Below are 20,375 nucleotides of genomic sequence, written 5' to 3'. Positions count from 1 at the left end.
TTATGACGCACTTTGAAGCAGAAATTGGCACTGATTGCGCAAAACTAGCTGGGTTTGATCATGTCGGGCGCTTCGCCCAGATATTCACGTGCTTCGCGCGGAATCGAATTGTCGTTCATATCAAGGGTGGTTGTGCTTTGCAGTTCTTCACGGCTGAGAAGGCCGGGGCGCCGGTAATGCAAAACGGCCCGGGTTGAAAAAGGCTGGCGGAACATGGTTGCGGCCACGCCACTGACAATGCCAAACATGAAACGTTTGGCGCTGCGCTGCACGCTGGAAAAAATACCAAAGGTAAATTCGTTCCGCTGCACCGATTCAAAATCGATGCAGAAAACCCGGTCTTCTACCGGGAAGGTAAAGCCATGATATTTAAATATATATTCGGTTTTCTTCGGGTTGTCGTAACTGGGAAAGCGTTCGACATAATAGTGATTGAGGAAATCGCCATTCTGGAAAATGCAGAAGGCAGAACGCAAAATCTTGCGCGAATAGATTGACGAATACTGGTAGCGGTCATAACAGCCGACATACTCGCCCATATCCACCTTGCTTGAGACCGCGACCGTGTCCAAGAAGCTGAGCACCTGTGGCGCGCGGCGCAAATTATCCAGCACATCGAAGAAATTGCCATCAACCAGCGCCCTGAAATGTTCGGGTTCGGAAAACAGAACTTCCGGGCTCAGACCAAAGAAATTGGCGATGATGCGAATATTCCCCGATGACGGCAGATGTTTGCCCGACAGATATTTGTTGAATTGCTGCCGGTTGATGCCGACCTTGCGGCATATGTGCGAGATGGAGCCTTGACGGTCACATAACAGGCGAAGATTGGCCGAAAATGCCGCCAGGCGAGCCGTTGTTTCATGTTGCAGTAGCAAATCTTTAGCCTCTCACTACTTCGCACATTGTGCGTCAATTTGCGTCATCAATCTATCATATGCGAAATTGCCCGGACCCTGTCAAGTCTGCAAGATTTTGATCAGCAACAACGCAGATACGCCACGTGCTCAAAGGGCGTAACACAAGCAGGGAAGCAAAGATTATGAAACTTACGGGCGGTCAAGTCGTTGCCAAGGCGCTCAAGGAATATGGCGTAGAATATGTAGCCGGCGTTCCGGGGCATGGTATCTGGTCACTTTTTGATGCCTTCATGCAGGAAGGTTCGGAAATTCCGTTCATCCAGGTCATGCATGAACAAAGTGCCGTACACATGGCCGATGGGTATTACCGCGCATGTGGCAAGCCGATGGCATGTTCAACCTCGGTCGGGCCGGGTGCAACCAACACCATCATTGGACTGGCAACGGCCTATTGTGACTCAACGTCGGTTTTTTATGTGTCGGGTTCACCGCAAACCTACATGCATGGCCATGGCACGATGCAGGAACTCGAACGCCAGCAGGACAATGCCTTTCCCCGTATTACCGAACAGGTAACCAAGCGCGCCTGGCAGGCAAAATCGGTCGAAGTATTGCCAACCATCATGCATCGCGCCTTTAACGAAATGATGACAGGTCGCCCCGGCCCGGTCCATGTTGAAGTACCGATGGATGTGCAGGTTGAAGCAGCCGATGTCACAATCCATCCGTTGCAAAGCCGCCTTCCCATCGGTATCGCCCACCCGGACCCGGCCGCGATTGAAGCCGCCGTCAAACTGCTGCAATCGGCCAAACGGCCGGTGATTGTTGCCGGCGGAGGGGCTATTACCGCCAACGCATCCAGGGCCTTGACGGAACTGGCCGAACGCCTTGGCGCTGCCGTTTCCATCACCTGGAACGGCAAGGGTGCCATTTCCGAGGACCACGAACTGTTTATTGGCGCTGTTGGCCAGACCGGTACCACATGTGGCAACAAAATCACGTCTTCCGCCGATGTTGTGTTGTCGGTTGGTTGCCGCTTTACCGACTGGTCGGCATCGTCCTATGCGCAGGGGGTCAGCTTTTCGATCCCGCCGGGAAAACTGGTCCATATTGACCTTGATCCCCGCGAAATTGGCAAAACCTATCCGACCGAAGTTGGCGTTGTCGCCGATGCCAAAATCGCCCTTGAAGCGATGCTGGCCCTGGTCCCTGCGGATAATGCAGCACAGGCCCGCATTGAAAACGAAGCCTTCCTTGCCGATGTCAAACAGGCAAAGGCGGACTGGGAAGCACAGGTTTCCCCGCGTGAAAACAGCCGCGAAACCCCGTTTACATCGCAGCGCCCGCTTCGCGCCCTGCGCAATGTACTGGACCGGAACGGCATTGTTGTTGTTGGCTCGGGCAATACGCAGGGGTCGGTCAAACAAAGCTTCCCGGTTTACGAACCGCGTACCCATATTACATCGGGGTCATTTTCGCCGATGGGCTGGGCAGTGCCCGCCGCCATGGGCGCCAAACTGGCCTGCCCGGACCAGCAGGTAGTGGCCATTGTCGGCGATGGTGATTTCATGATGTCACTGCCCGAAATGGGAACGGCCGTTATGAACGGGATCAATGTTGTATTCCTTGTTCTGAACAACCAGGGCTACATGTCGATCCGGGGTGGACAGCGTAAATTCATGGGCCGTCATATTGCATCGGAATTCAACCATCATGCCGGCAATGGTGCGCCATATTCGGCCGATCTGACCGCAACGGCACGCGCCTTTGGCCTGCAGGCCTGGAAGGTTGAAAAGGATGAAGGCCTTGAAAGCAGCCTGAAAGCCGCACTTGATTGCAATGGCCCGGCGCTGGTGGAAGTCATCGTCTCGCGCGATGCGGCAGGACCGTTCGCAACGGGCTGGTGGGATTTCCCGTCGCCGGCCTATTACGAAAAAGAACAGGCCGCCTATAGCGAGATGCGCAAAAAAGAACAGCATCTGTAATCGCCAGTCAGGTGGGAAGGGCCGCGATAAAGCCCTTCCCACCTGACGCACAGTGACCACCACACATCATCTTTAAACCATAAATTTGCACAGCGGGTGAATGCGATGCGTCACCCGAAAGGGTAGATATTTGCATGATCAGGCATTTTAAAACCGCACGCCTTCAAAGCAGCGACCAAACAGACCCCGCCGTAACCAAGGCCGTTGAAAAGCTTTTGGCCGAGGTGGCCGAGGGCGGCGACCGCGCAGTTCGGGAACTGAGCATCCGTTTTGACGGGCTTGATCGCGACAGTTACCGGCTTAGCGATGAAGAAATTGCGGCCTGTGTTAGCGGGCTGAGCAAGCAGGAACGCCACGACCTGGATTTTGCGCAGGAACAGGTTGCCAATTTTGCCCGTTTGCAACGCGAAACCATGACTAACCTTGAAGTTGAAACGCTTCCCGGTGTGGTTTTGGGACATAAGAATGTTCCGATTGAAAATGTCGGCTGTTATGTCCCAGGCGGGAAATATCCGCTGCTCGCATCCGCCCATATGACGGTGCTGACGGCAAAGGTCGCGGGATGCAAACGCGTTATTACCTGTGCGCCTCCCTTCAAAGGTCAAGTCGCCCAGAAAATCGTCGCAGCCCAGCATCTGGCCGGTGCTGATGAAATTTATTGTTTGGGCGGTGTGCAGGCTATTGCCGCGATGGGTTATGGCACCGAAACCATCAAACCAGTTGATATGCTGGCAGGCCCCGGCAACGCTTATGTCGCCGAGGCCAAACGCCTGCTGTTTGGCAAAGTCGGCATCGATCTATTTGCCGGGCCGACCGAAACACTGGTCATTGCCGATGAAACTGTTGATGGTGAAATTTGTGCTACGGACCTCTTGGGGCAAGCGGAGCATGGCGTGAATTCTCCGGCAGTATTGATTACCAACTCCGAGAAACTGGCACGCGATACATTGGCAGAAATTGACCGTCAGCTTCAAATCTTGCCGACCGCAGGTATAGCTTCAAAGGCTTGGCACGATTACGGTGAAATCATCGTTTGCGATACTTTGGATGAAATGGTTACCGAAGGTGATCGCGTCGCATCCGAGCATGTTCAGGTGATGACGGAAGATCCGGATTATTTTCTGGCTAACATGACCAATTACGGAGCCTTATTTCTGGGGGTGCGTACGAACGTAGCCTTTGGCGACAAGGTTATCGGAACAAACCACACTCTGCCAACACTTACTGCTGCTCGTTATACCGGTGGTTTATGGGTCGGTAAGTTTCTCAAAACCTGCACCTATCAACGCATCCTTACCGACGAGGCCTCCGCCATGATTGGTGCTTATGGGTCACGTCTTTGTCACATGGAAGGGTTTGTCGGTCACGCCGAGCAAGCCAACATCCGTGTCCGTCGTTTTGGCGGTCGCAACGTCGCATATGGCGCGGCTGTCGACGACTAACATCAAGTTGGACCGAGACGAGTCACAAAGCCCCCGGTCCAGCCTTTTTGCTCAACCAATCACATTCTGAATCAGGGAGAATCTGATGAAAAAACTAAAATATGCACTCATGGCCGGATTACTGGCCGCAACCTCATCGCTACCAGCAAGTGCAGAGGAAACAAAAATCGAAGTTCTGCATCATTGGGTTGCTGAAAGCGAAGTGGCGGCCTTGAACGTCATTCGCAATGCTCTCGCCGAAAAAGGCTATGGCTGGCAAGACAGTGCCGTTGGTGGTATGTCAGGTTCAAATGCACAGCAGGCCTTGCGAACCCGACTTGCCGCAGGAAACCCTCCTGCAGCAATGCAGTTTCTGGGCTACGAAGGGCTGGAATGGGCAAGCGAAGGTGTCCTTCGTAATCTTGGCGATATGGCTACCGAAAACGGTTGGCGGGAAGCTATTGCACCGCAGGTCTTGCCTTTCGTTGACTCAAATGACGGTTTCTTTGCTGTTCCTATCAATATGCACCGCCAAAACTGGGTGTGGGCAAACAAAGCTGTGTTCGACAAGGTAGGCGCTGACCAACCGGGCTCTTGGTCTGAACTGATTGAAGACGGTCAGAAACTGAAAGATGCCGGTATTATTCCCCTCGCAATGGGCGATGAGCCTTGGCAGATACAGCTCATTTTTGATTCTCTGGTTGCCGATATCGGTGGTGCTGATTTCTACAAAAAAGCGATGGTTGATCTAGACAAAGAAGCACTTTCCAGTGACACCATGAAACATATCTTTGATACCCTGCGTCAGGTTCGCGGGCTTGTTGATGACGGCTTCAATGGCCGAGACTGGGCTGTTGCTACGGGCATGGTCATCGACGGTCAGGCTGCCATGCAGGTTATGGGCGACTGGGCCAAGGGCGAGTTCTTGGCAAAAGGCCTTAAGCCGGATGCGGATTTTATGTGCTTCGCAACTCCAAGCAACAATCCTTCTTTCCTGTTCATCATTGACAGCTTTGGCATGTTTTACATCAACGATGAAAATGTGACCAAAGGTCAGGACGCTCTCGCACAAGTTATTATGGACCCGAAAGTCCAGAGTGACTTTAACAAAATCAAGGGTTCGATCCCTGCTCGCGTTGATGTACCCGTCGATGATTTTGACCTTTGCGCGCAGAAAGGTTTCGCCGAACGCGCGGACGCCATCAAAAACGGTACGATGCTCGGTGCTGCCACGCATGGCTTTGCTAGCACCCCGCAATTTTCGGCAATTTTCGGTGATGTAGCTGCCCAGTTCTTTGTAACCGACATGTCTTCTGATGAAGCTGTGGAAATGCTTGTCGACGGGATTGACAACGCATTCTGATATCCGGGGTTGTGCAGGCCTGCCCGCTGATGTCGGCAGGTCTGAACACCACTATCTTTCATGATCTCCCGGCGAGGATTACATGTTTCGAAATACTCAATTCACAGACTGGCTGGCAAAATGGCTGCCGCGCCTTGTCCTGACACCAAGCATGGTAATGGTCTTGGTCGGTGTTTATCTTTTCATGATTTGGACAGGATGGATTTCCGTTTCATCTTCAAGAATGCTTCCTAACTACGACTTTGTCGGCCTTGAACAATATATACGACTTTGGTCGACACCTCGGTGGCATACAGCCGTCTTCAATCTGTTCGCTTTCAGCTTTCTGTTTCTTGCCATAACGATTGGAATGGGGCTTTCCCTGGCCATTCTGCTTGATCAAAATATCCGTGCTGAGGGTGCTCTTCGGGCCATTTATCTTTATCCGATGTCGCTGTCTTTCATTGTTACGGGGACGGCGTGGAAATGGATTCTGAGCCCTGATCTTGGGATCGAAAAGGTCGTGCACAGTTTGGGGTGGGAGACCTTTGCCTTTGACTGGATAACCAAACCGGACTTTGCAATTTACACCATCGTAATTGCTGCGGTGTGGCAATCATCGGGCTTTGCGATGGCAATTTTTCTGGCCGGGCTACGTGGAATTGACAACTCCGTCATCAAAGCCGCGCAAATAGAAGGCGCATCCCTGCAAAAAATTTATCGGAGCATCATTATCCCGATGCTGCGGCCGGCATTTCTATCGGTCATTGTTCTGCTTAGTTACATCGCCATCAAAAACTTCGACCTCGTATTGGCAATGACTAATGGCGGACCGGGAAGCTCTACCGAAGTTCCCTCAACATTCATGTTCTCCGCAACATTCCGCCGAAATCAGATGGGCGTTGGTGCCGCCAGTGCGATCATGATGCTTATGACCGTTGCTGCAATCATTATTCCCTATCTCTACTCAGAGCTAAAGGAGAGCCGCCATGTCGACTAAACCAGGCTCTGCACGCAAGTCCGTTTTGGTTGGAAAGTTTGTCATTTATGGAAGCTTGCTGGCGATCGCGGCAGTTTATCTAATGCCACTCTGGGTTATGATCACCACATCGCTCAAAAGCCTTGATGAAATTTATTCCGGTTCTTTCATTGGGCTCCCCGAAGCAATCACATTTGATGCTTGGGCAAAAGCTTGGGGTGAGGCCTGTATCGGGACAGCCTGTACGGGGCTAAAGCCATACTTTCTGAATTCACTGATGATGGTGGTGCCCGCCGTTGCTTTGTCTACCGGGCTCGGAGCTATCAACGGATATGTTCTGACCAAATGGCGTTTCCCGTACCACAATGTTGTCTTTGGGCTGCTGCTCTTTGGCTGCTTCTTGCCCTATCAGGCCGTTCTGCTGCCAATGGCGCAAATTCTGGGCCTGCTAAAACTCTCAGGAAGTATTGCCGGGTTGGTTTTAGTCCACACTGTTTATGGGGTGTGTTTTACAACGCTCTTTTTCCGGAACTATTTCATCACGATCCCCGATGAACTGACCAAAGCAGCACAGATAGATGGCGCCGGATTCTTTCGCATTTTCTTTTCGATCATGCTTCCTGCTGCACTGCCTATTTTGGTGGTGTCATGTATCTGGCAATTTACGCAGATCTGGAATGACTTCCTGTTTGGCGTCTCCTTTACCGCGGGTGAGAACGCCCCGATCACGGTGGCACTAAACAACATCGTCAATGTGACGATGGGACGCAAACAATACAATGTCGATATGGCCGCCGCCATGATCGCAGCTCTTCCCACCCTTTTTGTCTATATCGTTGCTGGCCGCTTTTTCGTTCGCGGACTGACAGCAGGCGCAGTGAAAGGCTAATTGAAAAATGGCAACTCTGGAAATTGATCGTGTCCGAAAGAGTTACGGACAGCTTGAGGTTCTTAAAGAAGTCAGCATTGAGATCGAAGCAGGTGACTTTCTTGTTCTGCTTGGGCCATCAGGCTGTGGTAAATCAACACTCCTGAGCCTGATTGCGGGGTTGGAGGAAATCACCGAAGGTGAAATTCGCATCGGCGGGCAGGCGGTCAATGACCTGATGCCAAAAGATCGCGATATTGCCATGGTGTTTCAGTCTTACGCCCTGTACCCCACCATGACCGTTCGCGAAAACATCGAGTTCGGGATGAAAATCCGTAAAGTCTCAAAAGAGCAACGAGACAAGGCTACTCAGGCCGCCGTTGAATTGCTGCAGATTGACCACTTGCTTGATCGCAAACCCTCACAACTTTCTGGCGGACAACGCCAACGTGTTGCGATGGGCCGTGCACTCGTGCGAGACCCGAAGCTGTTTCTATTTGATGAGCCGCTGTCAAACCTTGATGCAAAACTGCGCGTTGACATGCGTACCGAAATCAAACGACTGCATCAGCGTTTGGGAACAACAATTGTCTATGTTACCCACGATCAGATTGAAGCGATGACACTGGCGACACGGGTCGCAGTAATGAAAGACGGCATTGTTCAGCAACTTGATGATCCGCAGACAGTTTATGAGAGGCCTGCGAATGTCTATGTCGCGAAGTTTGTCGGTTCACCGGCAATGAACATCGTTCCTGGCATTATGGCAAGTGGCGACAATGGGCCTGTCGTTCGGGTAAGGCAGACCGATGGTCAGGATGCCCTGATGACAAATATTCCACTAAGTGAGGTCGCGAAACATCAATATGTGGGGAAACCTGTTTTGGTTGGCATCCGGCCCGAAGGTTTTTCAGTGGATGCAAACACCAATGCAAACACGAATGTCATCATCGAAGTCGTCGAGCCAACCGGACCGGATGCTCTTGCCGTCTTTACCTTGGGAGGCGAAGCTGTGACGGCACGTATTCCACCACAAGCTTTGCAAAGCGGGCAGACTGCTTCATTGGGGATTGATGCAGCAAAAATTGTGCTGTTTGACCCTGAAACTGAACAGCGGATCGACTAAGGCAGCAAGATATGACTTTTTCTAGTGACATCATCATTATTGGATCGGGTATTGGCGGTGCAACACTTGCATCTGCATTGGCACCTACCGGTGCAAAAGTCCTGGTCATCGAGCGTGGTCCTAAACTTCAACCCACGCCTGAGGCGCGTGATGACGTCTCTATTTTCCAGAAAGGATTTTTTCAGTCAGACGAAGAATGGCTGGCAACTGACGGCGAAAGGTTCCTGCCTGGTAATTATTATTACGTTGGCGGGAATTCCAAATTCTATGGCGCAGTGATGTACCGCTACCGTCAGGAAGATTTTTCACCGCGTCCGCACCCGGAAGGGCGTTCACTTGGCTGGCCGATTACTTATGACGATCTTGAGCCATGGTATGATCGCGCGGAAAAACTCTTCCGAGTTCATGGAGCAGCAAATCAGGATCCCTCTGATCCCCCCAGAACGGCTGACTTTCCGTTCCCCCCTGTTCCCGATGAGCCGGCCATGGCGATCATCCGCGCACGGCTTGAAAAGGCCGGAGTTAACCCCGCCAGCCTTCCGCTTGCCATCGACATTGAGACATGGCTTGCCGAGGGTAAAACCGGATGGGATGCTTTTCCAAATACAGGAAAAGGCAAAATAGATGCAGAATCCGGCCCTTTGGAACAGGCCCTACAACATCCCAATGTTCAGCTTTTAACCGAAGCACGCGCAATGCGTATTGAGACGGACGACACCGGTAAAAAGGCTGTCGCCGTCGTTGTTGAACGCAAGGGTATGCAAGAACGTTATAGCGCAAACCACATAGCTGTTGCTGCAGGAGCAGTGCAGTCATCCGCACTTTTATTGCGCTCGGCAAATGAACAGCATCCGCATGGGCTGGCTAATAGCTCAGACCAGGTCGGGCGTAACTTTATGAACCATAATACCAGCGCAATGATCACGATTGACCCATTTCTGAAGAATGACTGCATTTATCAAAAGACATTGTGTTTCAATGACTTCTACAATGATGGTCCTGATGGTGCGGGGCCATTAGGTAATGTTCAGTGCCTCGGAAGGATTACAGGTAATATCCTTAAGGCGCAGATACCGATGCTACCTGGCATTTTGGCAAAACATATCGCTGGCCGCGCCTTTGGCTGGTTTCTGACCAGCGAAGATCTGCCAAACCCCGAAAGTCGGATCATGATTCGTGGGGATGACATTCTTGTTGACTGGCAACGGTCAAACATGAAGGCGCATCAACAATTGATTCACCATACGAAGAAAACCATGAAACGTGCAGGGTTCCCAGTGGTTGGAGTACGCACTTTTGGTCGCAAGACCACATCGCACCAATGCGGAACAGCAAGAATGGGGCAAGATCCAAGCTCATCGGTAGTTGATACGAACTGCCAAGCGCATGACATTTCAAATCTTTGGGTTATGGACGCGTCAGTCCTGCCAACATCTGCGGCGGTCAATCCTGCTCTAACCATTGCAGCATTGGCGTTAAAAGCTGGGAATGAAATCTTTATAAGAATGAAGTGAATTTTCTGTTTTGTTGTCAGTGTTTGTGTGAGTGAGTTTTGTTTTTAGCGGGTTAAATGGTTCTTTCTTGAAATATGCCTCCCAGCCCAATCCCGGGCAAACTCGCCAGCTCATTTTGTTCAGCCGTTGTCAATTGGTGGAACAGAATGAGCTGTTTTTTATGTGACGTTCAGTTAGGTCATGTTGACAAACTGGATTCCCTAAAGATCTGTAATGTGATTCAAGGTAACTTTTACGGAGATTTCCTTGGCGCGATCTTCTGGATTGCGCGGACTGGTTCGCTGTGGCGGGATCTGCCCGAAGAATTCGGCAAATGCTCACGACGCTTGGCACCCCGGTATGATAGAATCCAGAAAGCTATCTCGGCTTCATTCACATCAGTTCGGTTCGCTGGTGGCTCAGAAGCTTGTCACATGATCTAGGAGATACTGCTGAAGAGATATTGTTGCCAGTACTAGCATTGCTACAACCAAAAAATAGAGATTAGGGGGGATAAGAATTCCTGCAGCTATCTCTATATCTTGATGGAGAGTTCCCGGTTATCTGATGAAACGTATCCGTAAAATGCGCATGGCTTGAGAACTGAAGGTTCAGGGCAATTTCCGTGATCGATTGATCGTGCTTGATCAACATTTCTTTCGCTAGACTGATCCGTCTTTCACGGATATAGCGCCAGGGTGACTTGCCAAAACTCTGTTTGAATGCCTTTCTGAAATAATCGGTGCTTAGGTTCACTGTGCTTGCAAGATCATGCAGTCGTATGCTCTCAGTCAGATGCTGTTCAATATAACCTTTAATACTCTTTTCTCGCATAGCACCAAGCCCACCTGTGAGAGAGGGCTTCATATGTCTTTCTGTCTTTCCGAAAAGTTCATACAGCTTGATAATCAGGGATGTACCGATCAATTCGAAACAGGCACTGTTGCAGTGAACCGGTTCCCGAAGTGATTTGCGCATATACAATAGTAATTCCAGAAGCCAGTCATTTCGAACGGCCAAACGTGACTGTAAGTAAGGCACATCACCGGAAAAGGCGGCGGTCACATTATCCTCGATAAATCTGTTATTAATAGCCACCGCCAATATTCGTTGCGGCGAGGACCAACTAAGTGTGGCAAGGGAATCTGCGTTACTGATGTGAATGTGACCAGAACGCACCTTGAGGCGATAACCCTTTCGGGCAGACTGGTAATGTACCAATACAGGATCCCCTTCATGGAGAACAATACAGGGTTGAGCTGTACCAAGAACAAGGCCTTTACAAGCAGAAACATCGCAACGACAGACGAACAGGTCTCCAACGGTTTTGTGATGAAGAAACCTTAGATGTCTGGTGGGTACAGCTGAACTGAAATCCCAAATTTCCGTCTCGACCATTTCAACATCCTCCGAGAGAGTTGATTTCGAGTTACGGGTCGATCTCTCATTTCTAAAACTTTTGGTTGAAAATTTATTCTGCGGTGCAAAATGGCCGAATTGTGACCGTTCTGATGGTTGGACGTCATACGTGTAAATTGAATGCAGATTACAGCCATATTTTGTAATTGATGCCTGAATCCTGAAAGCATCATGCTCCAGCCTTATCGATATTTATCGATAACGCTTGCCGGTATTTTACGTCCATCAAGCATGTTTATTTTGCACAGTGGCTGATTGAAGGAGGCACACCACATGAATGGTTTGCCTGCAAAACCACGACAGATTCTTCCCCGCGATTGGACGGATTCCGTTGCCTATGACGGCTTTCATGCTCTGGATCGGGCCGGATGGTCATGGCAATGGCTTAAGAGGAACAGAGACTTTTCCAATCACCTGCGGGAATGCTCTTTTTTGATAGACCAACCTGTGGCGGATAAGCCAAGGATTGTACAAGCCAGATACAACCAAAAATTGATGCCATGGCATATCATGTTTTGCCAACCGGAAGACCGATATTGTTATCTGGTCTCCGAATATCAATCCCTACGTTCTGGTCGCGCATGCAATTCATATCCCAAGAGAGGGCGAGGTCGACGCCTTCGATATTTCCAGATTTTGTTCCTCAGCTACACTTCTTATTACGCAAGACGATTACCAACATATGCTGCTGGGCGACCAATATCGCCATCTTCAAATAGTGATTGCCGAAGGCACCCTTCTCGAGGGACCAGTCCGTTTGAGATTTATCATTTCCGGTATGAAGCACCTGAAAGAACAGGCGCTCGTCTTGCAAAGGTTTCATGCATTTTATCGGACCGGAAAATTTCCAAACGCCCTGTATCCCATCGAACAACGCGCACCGCGCTGGAGGATGATGCTTCAGGCCCGGGACGGGCGACAGGCTGGTGCTTCCCATCGAGAAATTGCCGAAGTCCTTTATGGTCACCGAACTGTTGCCGAAGACTGGTCGGCGGGTTTTCTGAGGACCCGTGTCCAACGTCTCCTGCGGGGTGCCGACAGGCTGGTCCATGGCGGTTATCTCGACATCCTGCAGGGTGGGAGCGGGCTGTCAGGGAGGAGGTCGGCCGGCCAAGAGCCAGAGTGGGCAAACATCTCTGCGACAGGTTTGTCAGGTCAAGAGAAAGGCTTTTGACCGGCCTGTCGTGGAGAACTATCATGACAGCTTATAATCGCAAAACGGGAAAACATACCCGCTCTAACCTCTATCAGGACATCACCGACAAAATCATTGCCCAGCTTGAACAGGGAACCTTTCCCTGGGTTCAACCCTGGGGCCGTCCATCGGCATGCGCCTCTCTCGGATTGCCGCAAAATGCCGCGACCGAACGTACTTATTCCGGCATCAATGTCCTGATCCTCTGGGGCGCTGTGTTTGAGGCCGGGTATTCATCGCAAAGCTGGCTGACTTTCCGTCAGGCACTGAAACTTGGCGGTACTGTCCGCAAGGGTGAACGTGGTGTCACGGTTGTCTATGCCAGCCGTTTCATTCCGGGGGAGGGCAAGAAGAAAGGGCAGTTCGCCCCGGATACCAGCAAGGATCCGCGCGCCATTCCCTTCCTCAAACGTTTCACGGTCTTTAATCTCGACCAGTGCGACGGTTTGCCGGAGGATATAACCGCACAATCCGTCCCGCCCGATACAAGCCTGATCGAGCCGAAGGCCGAGGACCTGATCCGGGCATCGGGCATCGACTTCCGGATCGGCGGACGCCGGGCGTTTTACAGTCCGGAGGACGATTATGTCCGGGTGCCACCACCCCAGGCTTATTTCGAGCCGATCAACTGGCATCGCACAGCCTTGCACGAATGCAGCCATGCCACCGGGCATGAAACCCGCCTTAACCGCGATCAAAGCGGATCGTTCGGATCAAAAAAATATGCTTTCGAGGAACTGGTCGCTGAAATGTCAGCGGCATTTCTCTGTGCATCGCTCGGTATCGTTCCGACCGTCCGGCATGCCGATTATCTCGCCTCATGGCTTCAGGTCCTGCGCGAGGATAATCGCGCCATCGTGCGTGCGGCCAGCCAGGCGTCAAAATCTGCCGACTATCTCTTGGCGAAGCTCGATACCGTAACCGAGGCCGGATCAAAGGAGGTGGCATCATGCGTATGATCGTCTCTCTCAAATATGCGGTCATGGCCCTTGTCGTGATCGCTGGAGGGCTAGCCATCGCACCTGTGTTTGAGACGGATCTGCATAAAGGGCCCGCAGCAGTGATTGATGCGGACACCCTGCAAATTAACGATACCCGCTATCGTCTCTACGGGGTCGATGCGGTAGAGGCCAACCAAATGTGCCGCAAACCGGACGGAACACCATGGCCCTGCGGTCAGCAGGCGATAGTTGCACTTTCCAGTTTGCTACGGGGCAGGGAGGTCGCCTGCGAAGCCTGGCAGGGTGATCTTCGTGATACCTATGATCGTCTGATCGCAATATGCCATGCCGGGGCAGACAATCTGGCCGAATGGCTGGTTAAAAATGGCTGGGCGGTGGCTGATCCGGATGCCAATCGGCTGTACAATTACACCGCAGTGGAGCGCACCGCGAAGTTCCTTGGCAAGGGGATCTGGTCGGGCGGTTTTGAGCAGCCGCAGGACTGGCGGACCCTTCAAACAGGAAAAGAGTAAAAGAACAGGTCGGGGCTTTGTGACGGGCCCGGTTGGGAAAAGAAGGCTTTTCCCGGTCCGTCATGGAGAACCGATATGACCAATCGCAAGAAAATCTCCCTGTCCCGTTCGCAGGATATCCCGTTTGACAAACTGGTGATGAGCGAACGCAATGTCCGGCATGTCCGCGCCGGGATCTCGATCGAGGAACTGGCCGAAGACATTGCCCGGCGGACCTTGCTGCAATCTCTCAGCGTCCGGCCGGTTACGGATGATGATGGCAAGGAAACCGGTCGACACGAGATCCAGGCTGGTGGGCGGCGCTACCGCGCGCTGGAATATCTCGTGAAAGAAAAACGGCTGGCAAAGAACGCAGCAATCCCATGTGTCATTCGCGAAGACGGGTTGCTTGAGGAAGATTCCCTGGCCGAAAATGTCCAGCGGATCAATCTGCATCCGCTTGATCAGTTCCGGGCATTTCAGACCCTGAGCGAAAAAGGCCTGAGCGTCGAAGATATTGCCGCGCGCTTCTTTGTAACGGCGAAGATTGTCCGCCAACGGCTGAAACTGGCATCCGTATCGCCAAAGCTGCTTGATCTTTATGCCGAAGAGGAGCTGACGCTTGAACAACTGATGGCCTTTAGCGTGACCGATGATCAGGCTCGTCAGGAACAAGTCTGGGATAGTGTCCGGCAGGCCTACAATCAGGAACCGTATTATATCCGCCGCTTGCTGACCGAAGATACAGTGCGGGTTACCGACAAACGCGTGCGGTTTGTCGGTCTCGAAGCCTATGAGGAAGCTGGTGGTGTTGTCATGCGCGACCTGTTCTCGCAGGTCGATGAAGGCTGGCTTCAGGATGTTGCCTTGCTTGAAAAGCTGGTCGCAACCGGACTTGAAGCCGAGCGTGATGCGATTGTAGATGAAGGCTGGAAATGGATCGAGGTCGCGGTCGATTTCCCCTATGGCCATACCATCGGTCTGGAACGGATCAGCGGCGAGGTCGAACCATTGTCAGACGAGGAAACGGCCTGGCAGGACGCGTTGCGAAACGAACTGGCCGGGATCGAAGAGCATTATTTCGTCGATCAGGATGAAGACCTGCCCGAGGAAGTGGATAAACGTCTCGGGGAAATCGAGGCCGAACTTGAAGCCTTCGACAATCGACCCGTCCTTTATGCTCCGGATGATATCGCCAAGGCCGGTGTGTTTATCAGTCTTGAGTCTGATGGCAGTGTGCGGATCGAGCGCGGTTTCGTGAAGCCGGAAGATCAGGAGCAGGATGACGATACAGTCGATCCTGATCAATCCGGCGATCCGCAAACCGGTGACGAAGCGGACGACGATGAGAATGCACCCAATACGGCCATTGACGGGCTGGACGAACCGGATGATATCCGTGTCAAACCGCTGTCGGACCGGCTGATTCTCGAACTCACGGCTTATCGGACACTGGCTTTGCGCAATGCTCTGGCTGGTGATCCCGATATCGCCTTTCTGGCCGCTTTGCATGTTCTGGTCCTGCAGAGCTTTTATCACTTTGGTTCGGGCAGCTGCCTGCAGATCACGTTTAAAAGCAGTGGCTTCTCGGTCCAGCCACCCGATCTCAATGACAGCCCGGCGGCAAGCGATATCGCTGCACGTCATGAGAATTGGGAACGGCAGATGCCGGGTGACCCCGATCATCTCTGGGCGGCGCTGTGCGAAATGGACACGGATAGCCGTATGGCTCTGTTTGCCCATTGCGTCTCGCTGACCCTCTATGCGGTGTCGGAACCCTGGAACCGTCACAGCGATGCCGTCCGTCATGCCGATATCCTTGCCGATGTCCTGAAACTCGATATGGCAACATCCGGCTGGAAACCGACCGCGGACAATTACCTCTCGCGGGTGCCGAAGAACCGCATTCTCGAAGCGGTCACCGAGGCGCTGGGCACGGAAACTGCCCAACGGATCGATCACCTCAAGAAGGGGGGCATGGTACGTGAGGCCGAGCAGTTGCTGAACGATACCGGCTGGGTGCCCGAGCCGTTACGGACGCCGGAACTGCAATCAGTTGCCGAGGACGAGCCGGATGATGGGCCTTCGGAACCGGTCGCGACTGCAGCCGAATGATCCCGTCTCTGCCTTCTGGCCCGGTCCGCTCTGGATCGGGCCTTTTTCATGAGGAGCGATATCATGCAGGCCGGAATGCTGGCAGATGCGCTGGCCCGTCAGGCCTCGGCGGTATGCCGATATTATCTGCCCTCGGGCACAAAACAAGGGCGATACTGGATATGCGGTGATGTCTATGGCAATCCGGGGCGCAGCCTTTTTGTCCGTATCAGCGGGCGCCGGGCCGGGAAATGGTGCGATGCTGCCACCGGTGAATATGGCGACCTTATCGATCTGATCATGCTCAATCGCGGTCTCGCACTGCGAGATGCTCTGGCAGAAGCACGACACTTCCTGCGTATGCCGCGTCTTCCCGAACCACCGGTTACTTACTCACATGAAAACCCGGATGTTTATGATCCGGTTGCCGCGGCAAGACGCCTGTTTGCGGCATCTGTCCCAATCACGAGGACACTTGCCGAACGCTATCTATACAGCAGGGGCATACACTTAATGCAGGATCACACTGCCCTGCGGTTCCACCCGAAGTGCTATTATCGAAATGAAACCGGGTTTGAGGTGTGGCCCGCGATGATTGCAGCGGTAACCGGTCTTGACGGTGTGATCACCGGCATTCATCGCACCTGGCTTGATCCGCAAACTTGCGACAAGGCACCGGTCGCGCAACCACGGAGAGCGTTGGGACAGCTTCTGGGATATGCCGTTAGCGTCGGTCAGGTTGGCGACATCGCCATCGCGGCGGAAGGTCTTGAAACCGCGCTCACCCTCAAAATGCTGATCCCGAACCTGCCGGTCCTTGCCGCCCTGTCGGCAGGTCATCTCGGGGCTCTGATCCTGCCCGATATTCTGCAGCGGCTTTACGTTGCCAGTGACAATGATCCAGCCGGATGGCAGGCGTTCAACCGTCTTCGGTCCCGGCATACGGATCGGGATATCCGTGCACTCGTGCCCCGGCTGGATGACTTCAATGCCGACCTGATCACCTTCGGTCCTGATCCGGTTCGGCAATCGATTGCGCGTCAACTACTTCCCGAAGACGTTCCGCGGTTTGTACTTTGCCCACAGCCTACACGTAGCCGTCATGCGTCTGGTCACGGCCCGGCATGACAGAACAGGTCTGTTCTCTCTCCTCAGGACCGCATCGCGGTCTTTCCAGTGCGGGGATTTGCCGGAGGTCGGGCCGGTGGCAACAGCAGGCTGTCCTCCACTGCGTTACGGTCCGGATCGTGCTTGTGCGCTGCCATCGCAAAAGGACCCACGGATGCCACCGGCCCTGATCCCTCCGGCGGGCAATCCCCGGAAAGACCGCAAAGAATGCGGTCTCGTCACCGGGAGAAAGAACCATGCTGTCCTGCAATTCTGACCTGCAAACCGACCACTCCGATGCCTCCGCGACAAATTTGGCAAGCGATCAACTCCATCTCTTCGAAATTCATCCGGGGCCCCATGAAAACACTCTTGGTCCGATGCCCGAACCCGATCAGGCTGATCAACTGATTGCGGCCGGGATGAACATCTTCGTCGATCTTCTGGGCGACAGTGCGCTCGAAAAGGATCTCGGCGAATGCCTGTGGAACGTCGTCAATATCTTCCATCGCCGCATAGCCTGGCTGGATCGGTTGCTTGATGACAATGAGCAGCAACAGCGCCGACTGACCGCCGAACAGGATGGGTCGGAGATCAAATCCGTCGAACTCGAACGCTCTCTTGCCACGGGCGAATTAATCATCGAGCGGCGCGACATGTTCGAAACCTTTCGCGAGATTGCCTGCGATCATTATGAATTATTGACCGCCTCGGCATGGCGGCCGCGCAACGGATCGCTCACCAACCGTCGGACACTCACCGCTGCCATGATCGATAGTCGCGACTTCCTGGCAGCCAAACGCAAGGCGGAAATTGAACCCCTGATGCCGTCTGGCCCACGCATTGCCTTTACCGGTGGTCTCGAATGCAACGATCATGTCCGTATCTGGGAAGCGCTGGATGCAGCCAAATCAAAGCATCCGGATATGGTCCTGATCCATGGCGGTTCACCCAAAGGGGCCGAGAAGATTGCCGCCTGCTGGGCGGATAATCGAAATGTTTCCCAGATCGTGTTCAAGCCTGACTGGAACCGGTTCCGAAATGCTGCACCCTTCAAACGCAACGATCAGATGCTTGATGCATTGCCCATCGGCGTGATCCTGTTTCCCGGTTCGGGTATCTCGCAGAACCTTGCTGACAAGGCACGCAAGGCCGGTATTCCGGTCTGGCGGTTTGGTGAGAGTGGCGCGTGACGCGCTGCTCTTTCCAAAATCTGCGACCACGAAACTGTGGTTCGCACATAAGCAGGGCACCGTTCGATGCAACGAACCAACCCTTTCGCCCACGACTGCCTCCGCGATGAGTGAGCGATAAGCTTGGCTGTCCTATTATCGCGCGCCGGGCGTTCGAGAGGTAAGTGTTAACGAGGATTTTCCCGATAGATGACCGGGCGTTTCATGGCTCCGGTGAAACCACGCCCGCCTTGAGTTTCAAGCGATAAACATTCGTTTCCCGTCGTTCAAAGCCCATTCGTTGATACAGACGATTGGCTGTCTCACGAGAAGGTCGGGAGGTCAGATCTATCTTTTCGATCCCATGGGATGTCGCATGATTAATTGCTGCGCGCACCAGTCTTTCTCCCAAACGGCGCTTTTGATGGGTTGTCATTACAACCACATCATCAATGAAGGCACGTAGTCCCGTCGCAACCCGAAAGATGACCAGGGTTGTCATGCCGACTATTTCTTCATTGGCACGAGCCACGAAGATTGTTGTCGACGGGTCCGCTAGCATCGCCTTCAGATTTCCCAGAGAAAAGCCAGGTTCGGTTGAAGACAATTGTGTCACCAGGGCTCCAATAGCTTGAACATCTGTCGGTTTGGCGGTCTTAAGCTGGGTGATAGCAATATCGGTCACATGCTTCTCCGGTATGCAGGGATGGGGGGATCGGGAAACTGTGACGTTCGGAGTAAGCTGCAAATGTCTTGTCCTTCATCACCGATCCGATTTAAAGACCAGACTTGCAAAGTAACGGGCCTTAAGATGTCGGTAAAGCCGAGATAACTACTCTGTTCCAGGCCTCATGCAATCGATTGGCCGACTATTCTCCACCCTCTTTGACGGCCCCGATTTTGAATTATCTCGCCAGAATTTCGGCCGCTTCACGCGTTCTTGTGACGGAATTCCCGACCGTACCGGAAATACCCTGAATCTCGGTGAGCCTTTGTACCAGTTCATCGACCGATACCGCCATTGTCTGCATGTTTTGAGAAACACTCTCTGTCACGGCACTTTGTTCTTCAACGGATGACGAGATACTGGTCACACTGTCGCGTGCGGTCTCAATCGAGCCACGAATTGTTTCAAGTGACCGGACAACTTCGTTCGAGATTTCCTGCACGCCACTGATTTCGGCCGAGATCTGGTCGGTGGCTTTGGCTGCCTGATTGGCAAGGTTTTTGACCTCATTGGCGACAACGGCAAATCCCTTTCCGGCTTCCCCGGCACGGGCGGATTCAATGGTGGCATTCAGCGCCAACAGATTGATCTGCCCGGCAATGCCCTGAATGACTTCGACGATGCCGGTCATTGCAGAAACCACGTCCGCCATTTTTTGTGTCGATTGGTTGGCATTGACGGTTTGGGAAAAGGCACGTTCCGTTTCATCCCGGCTCTGTGCCATGCTGCGTGAGATTTCGGCGATCGAGGCGGACAGTTCTTCGGCACTGGCCGCGACGGTTTGGACGGAACTGGAGCTTTGGGCCGCCGCCGATGCACCGCTTGCTGCCGCCGTGTCGAGACTGACGATATTCTCGTCGATCTCGCCAAAGTTGGTGTCGATCATCGCTTTGAGATTGATCAGAAGCTGCACCTGTTCGGTGACATCCGTTGCAAGTTTGACAACCCTTTCCGGGACGCCGTTTTGATCAAAAATCGGATTATAGGCGGCTTCCAGCCAGACTTCCTTGCCATTCTTGCCAAGGCGTTTGAACTGGGCGGCCTGAACCTCGCCTTTTCTCAATTTACCCCAAAATTCTGGGTATACGGATTTAATGGTTGATGGGGCACCTTCACCCCATCAATCTGATACCA

General features: G+C 52.8%; 17 protein-coding genes and 1 pseudogene. 13 read left to right on the top strand and 5 right to left on the bottom strand.

Translation table 11 applies throughout. From position 1 onward, the window contains the following. Positions 1-44 precede the first annotated feature (44 nt). A complete protein-coding gene (locus BC440_RS17380) occupies positions 45-878 on the bottom strand; it encodes a helix-turn-helix transcriptional regulator (protein ID WP_071240743.1) in 834 nt (277 codons plus the stop codon). Between the two features lie 164 nt (positions 879-1,042). Between BC440_RS17380 and BC440_RS17375 the strand changes: the two genes are divergently transcribed. The 8 genes and pseudogenes from BC440_RS17375 to BC440_RS23560 form a co-directional block, all read left to right on the top strand. Next, on the top strand, positions 1,043-2,845 hold the full coding sequence (locus tag BC440_RS17375; protein WP_071240742.1) for a thiamine pyrophosphate-binding protein: 1,803 nt from the start codon (positions 1,043-1,045) through the stop codon (positions 2,843-2,845). A gap of 134 nt (positions 2,846-2,979) precedes the next feature. Next, positions 2,980-4,287, top strand: a complete 1,308-nt coding sequence (gene hisD, locus BC440_RS17370) for a histidinol dehydrogenase (RefSeq protein ID WP_071240741.1) — start codon at positions 2,980-2,982, stop codon at positions 4,285-4,287. Positions 4,288-4,372: 85 nt separating this feature from the next. Then, entirely contained in the window at positions 4,373-5,629 is a 1,257-nt protein-coding gene (locus tag BC440_RS17365; protein ID WP_071240740.1) for an ABC transporter substrate-binding protein, read from the top strand. An 82-nt stretch (positions 5,630-5,711) separates the two neighbouring features. Next, entirely contained in the window at positions 5,712-6,608 is an 897-nt protein-coding gene (locus tag BC440_RS17360; protein WP_071240739.1) for a sugar ABC transporter permease, read from the top strand. After that, positions 6,598-7,476 carry a carbohydrate ABC transporter permease gene (locus BC440_RS17355; RefSeq protein WP_071240738.1) on the top strand — a complete coding sequence of 293 codons (879 nt, stop codon included), beginning with the start codon at positions 6,598-6,600 and terminating at the stop codon, positions 7,474-7,476. The genes BC440_RS17360 and BC440_RS17355 overlap by 11 nt, the downstream gene beginning before the upstream one ends. Before the next feature lie 7 nt (positions 7,477-7,483). Continuing rightward, entirely contained in the window at positions 7,484-8,581 is a 1,098-nt protein-coding gene (gene ugpC, locus BC440_RS17350) for a sn-glycerol-3-phosphate ABC transporter ATP-binding protein UgpC (protein ID WP_071240737.1), read from the top strand. 11 nt (positions 8,582-8,592) lie between these two features. Next, positions 8,593-10,095, top strand: a complete 1,503-nt coding sequence (locus BC440_RS17345; RefSeq protein WP_071240736.1) for a GMC family oxidoreductase — start codon at positions 8,593-8,595, stop codon at positions 10,093-10,095. A 254-nt stretch (positions 10,096-10,349) separates the two neighbouring features. Continuing rightward, positions 10,350-10,460: pseudogene (locus tag BC440_RS23560) on the top strand (IS5/IS1182 family transposase); the annotation flags it as partial. 118 nt (positions 10,461-10,578) lie between these two features. On the opposite strand, the gene BC440_RS17340 reads toward BC440_RS23560, so the two are convergent. Together BC440_RS17340 and BC440_RS23555 are read right to left on the bottom strand one after the other, a co-directional pair. Next, positions 10,579-11,472 carry an AraC family transcriptional regulator gene (locus BC440_RS17340; RefSeq protein ID WP_083379415.1) on the bottom strand — a complete coding sequence of 298 codons (894 nt, stop codon included), beginning with the start codon at positions 11,470-11,472 and terminating at the stop codon, positions 10,579-10,581. 664 nt (positions 11,473-12,136) lie between these two features. Next, positions 12,137-12,544 (bottom strand): hypothetical protein, encoded by a 408-nt coding sequence (locus tag BC440_RS23555; protein ID WP_071240734.1) that lies wholly within the window; start codon positions 12,542-12,544, stop codon positions 12,137-12,139. A 146-nt stretch (positions 12,545-12,690) separates the two neighbouring features. Here BC440_RS23555 and BC440_RS17330 point away from each other — a divergent pair, with 146 nt between their 5' ends. The 5 genes from BC440_RS17330 (at position 12,691) to BC440_RS17310 (ending at position 18,535) form a co-directional block, all read left to right on the top strand. Next, positions 12,691-13,647: a zincin-like metallopeptidase domain-containing protein gene (locus tag BC440_RS17330; RefSeq protein ID WP_071240733.1), complete on the top strand. Its 957-nt coding sequence runs from the start codon at positions 12,691-12,693 to the stop codon at positions 13,645-13,647. Further along, complete coding sequence (locus BC440_RS17325; protein WP_083379413.1) at positions 13,638-14,162, top strand: thermonuclease family protein; 525 nt, start codon at positions 13,638-13,640, stop codon at positions 14,160-14,162. The genes BC440_RS17330 and BC440_RS17325 overlap by 10 nt, the downstream gene beginning before the upstream one ends. Before the next feature lie 75 nt (positions 14,163-14,237). Beyond that, a complete protein-coding gene (locus BC440_RS17320) occupies positions 14,238-16,256 on the top strand; it encodes a ParB/RepB/Spo0J family partition protein (RefSeq protein ID WP_071240732.1) in 2,019 nt (672 codons plus the stop codon). 63 nt (positions 16,257-16,319) lie between these two features. Beyond that, positions 16,320-17,363: a toprim domain-containing protein gene (locus BC440_RS17315; protein WP_210766368.1), complete on the top strand. Its 1,044-nt coding sequence runs from the start codon at positions 16,320-16,322 to the stop codon at positions 17,361-17,363. 236 nt (positions 17,364-17,599) lie between these two features. Then, positions 17,600-18,535 (top strand): DUF2493 domain-containing protein, encoded by a 936-nt coding sequence (locus tag BC440_RS17310; protein WP_007092088.1) that lies wholly within the window; start codon positions 17,600-17,602, stop codon positions 18,533-18,535. Positions 18,536-18,737: 202 nt separating this feature from the next. Here the strand turns inward: BC440_RS17310 and BC440_RS17305 are convergent, their stop codons facing one another. Beyond that, positions 18,738-19,199, bottom strand: coding sequence for a GNAT family N-acetyltransferase (locus BC440_RS17305; RefSeq protein ID WP_007092087.1), 462 nt, complete (start codon positions 19,197-19,199; stop codon positions 18,738-18,740). Positions 19,200-19,419: 220 nt separating this feature from the next. Then, a complete protein-coding gene (locus BC440_RS17300; RefSeq protein ID WP_282097247.1) occupies positions 19,420-20,337 on the bottom strand; it encodes a methyl-accepting chemotaxis protein in 918 nt (305 codons plus the stop codon). Between the last annotated feature and the right edge of the window lie 38 nt (positions 20,338-20,375).

The sequence above is a fragment of the Thalassospira sp. MIT1004 genome (assembly GCF_001858545.1).
In the GTDB taxonomy this organism is placed as follows: Bacteria; Pseudomonadota; Alphaproteobacteria; order Rhodospirillales; family Thalassospiraceae; genus Thalassospira; species Thalassospira xiamenensis.
This window is presented reverse-complemented; position numbering and strand designations above follow the sequence as displayed.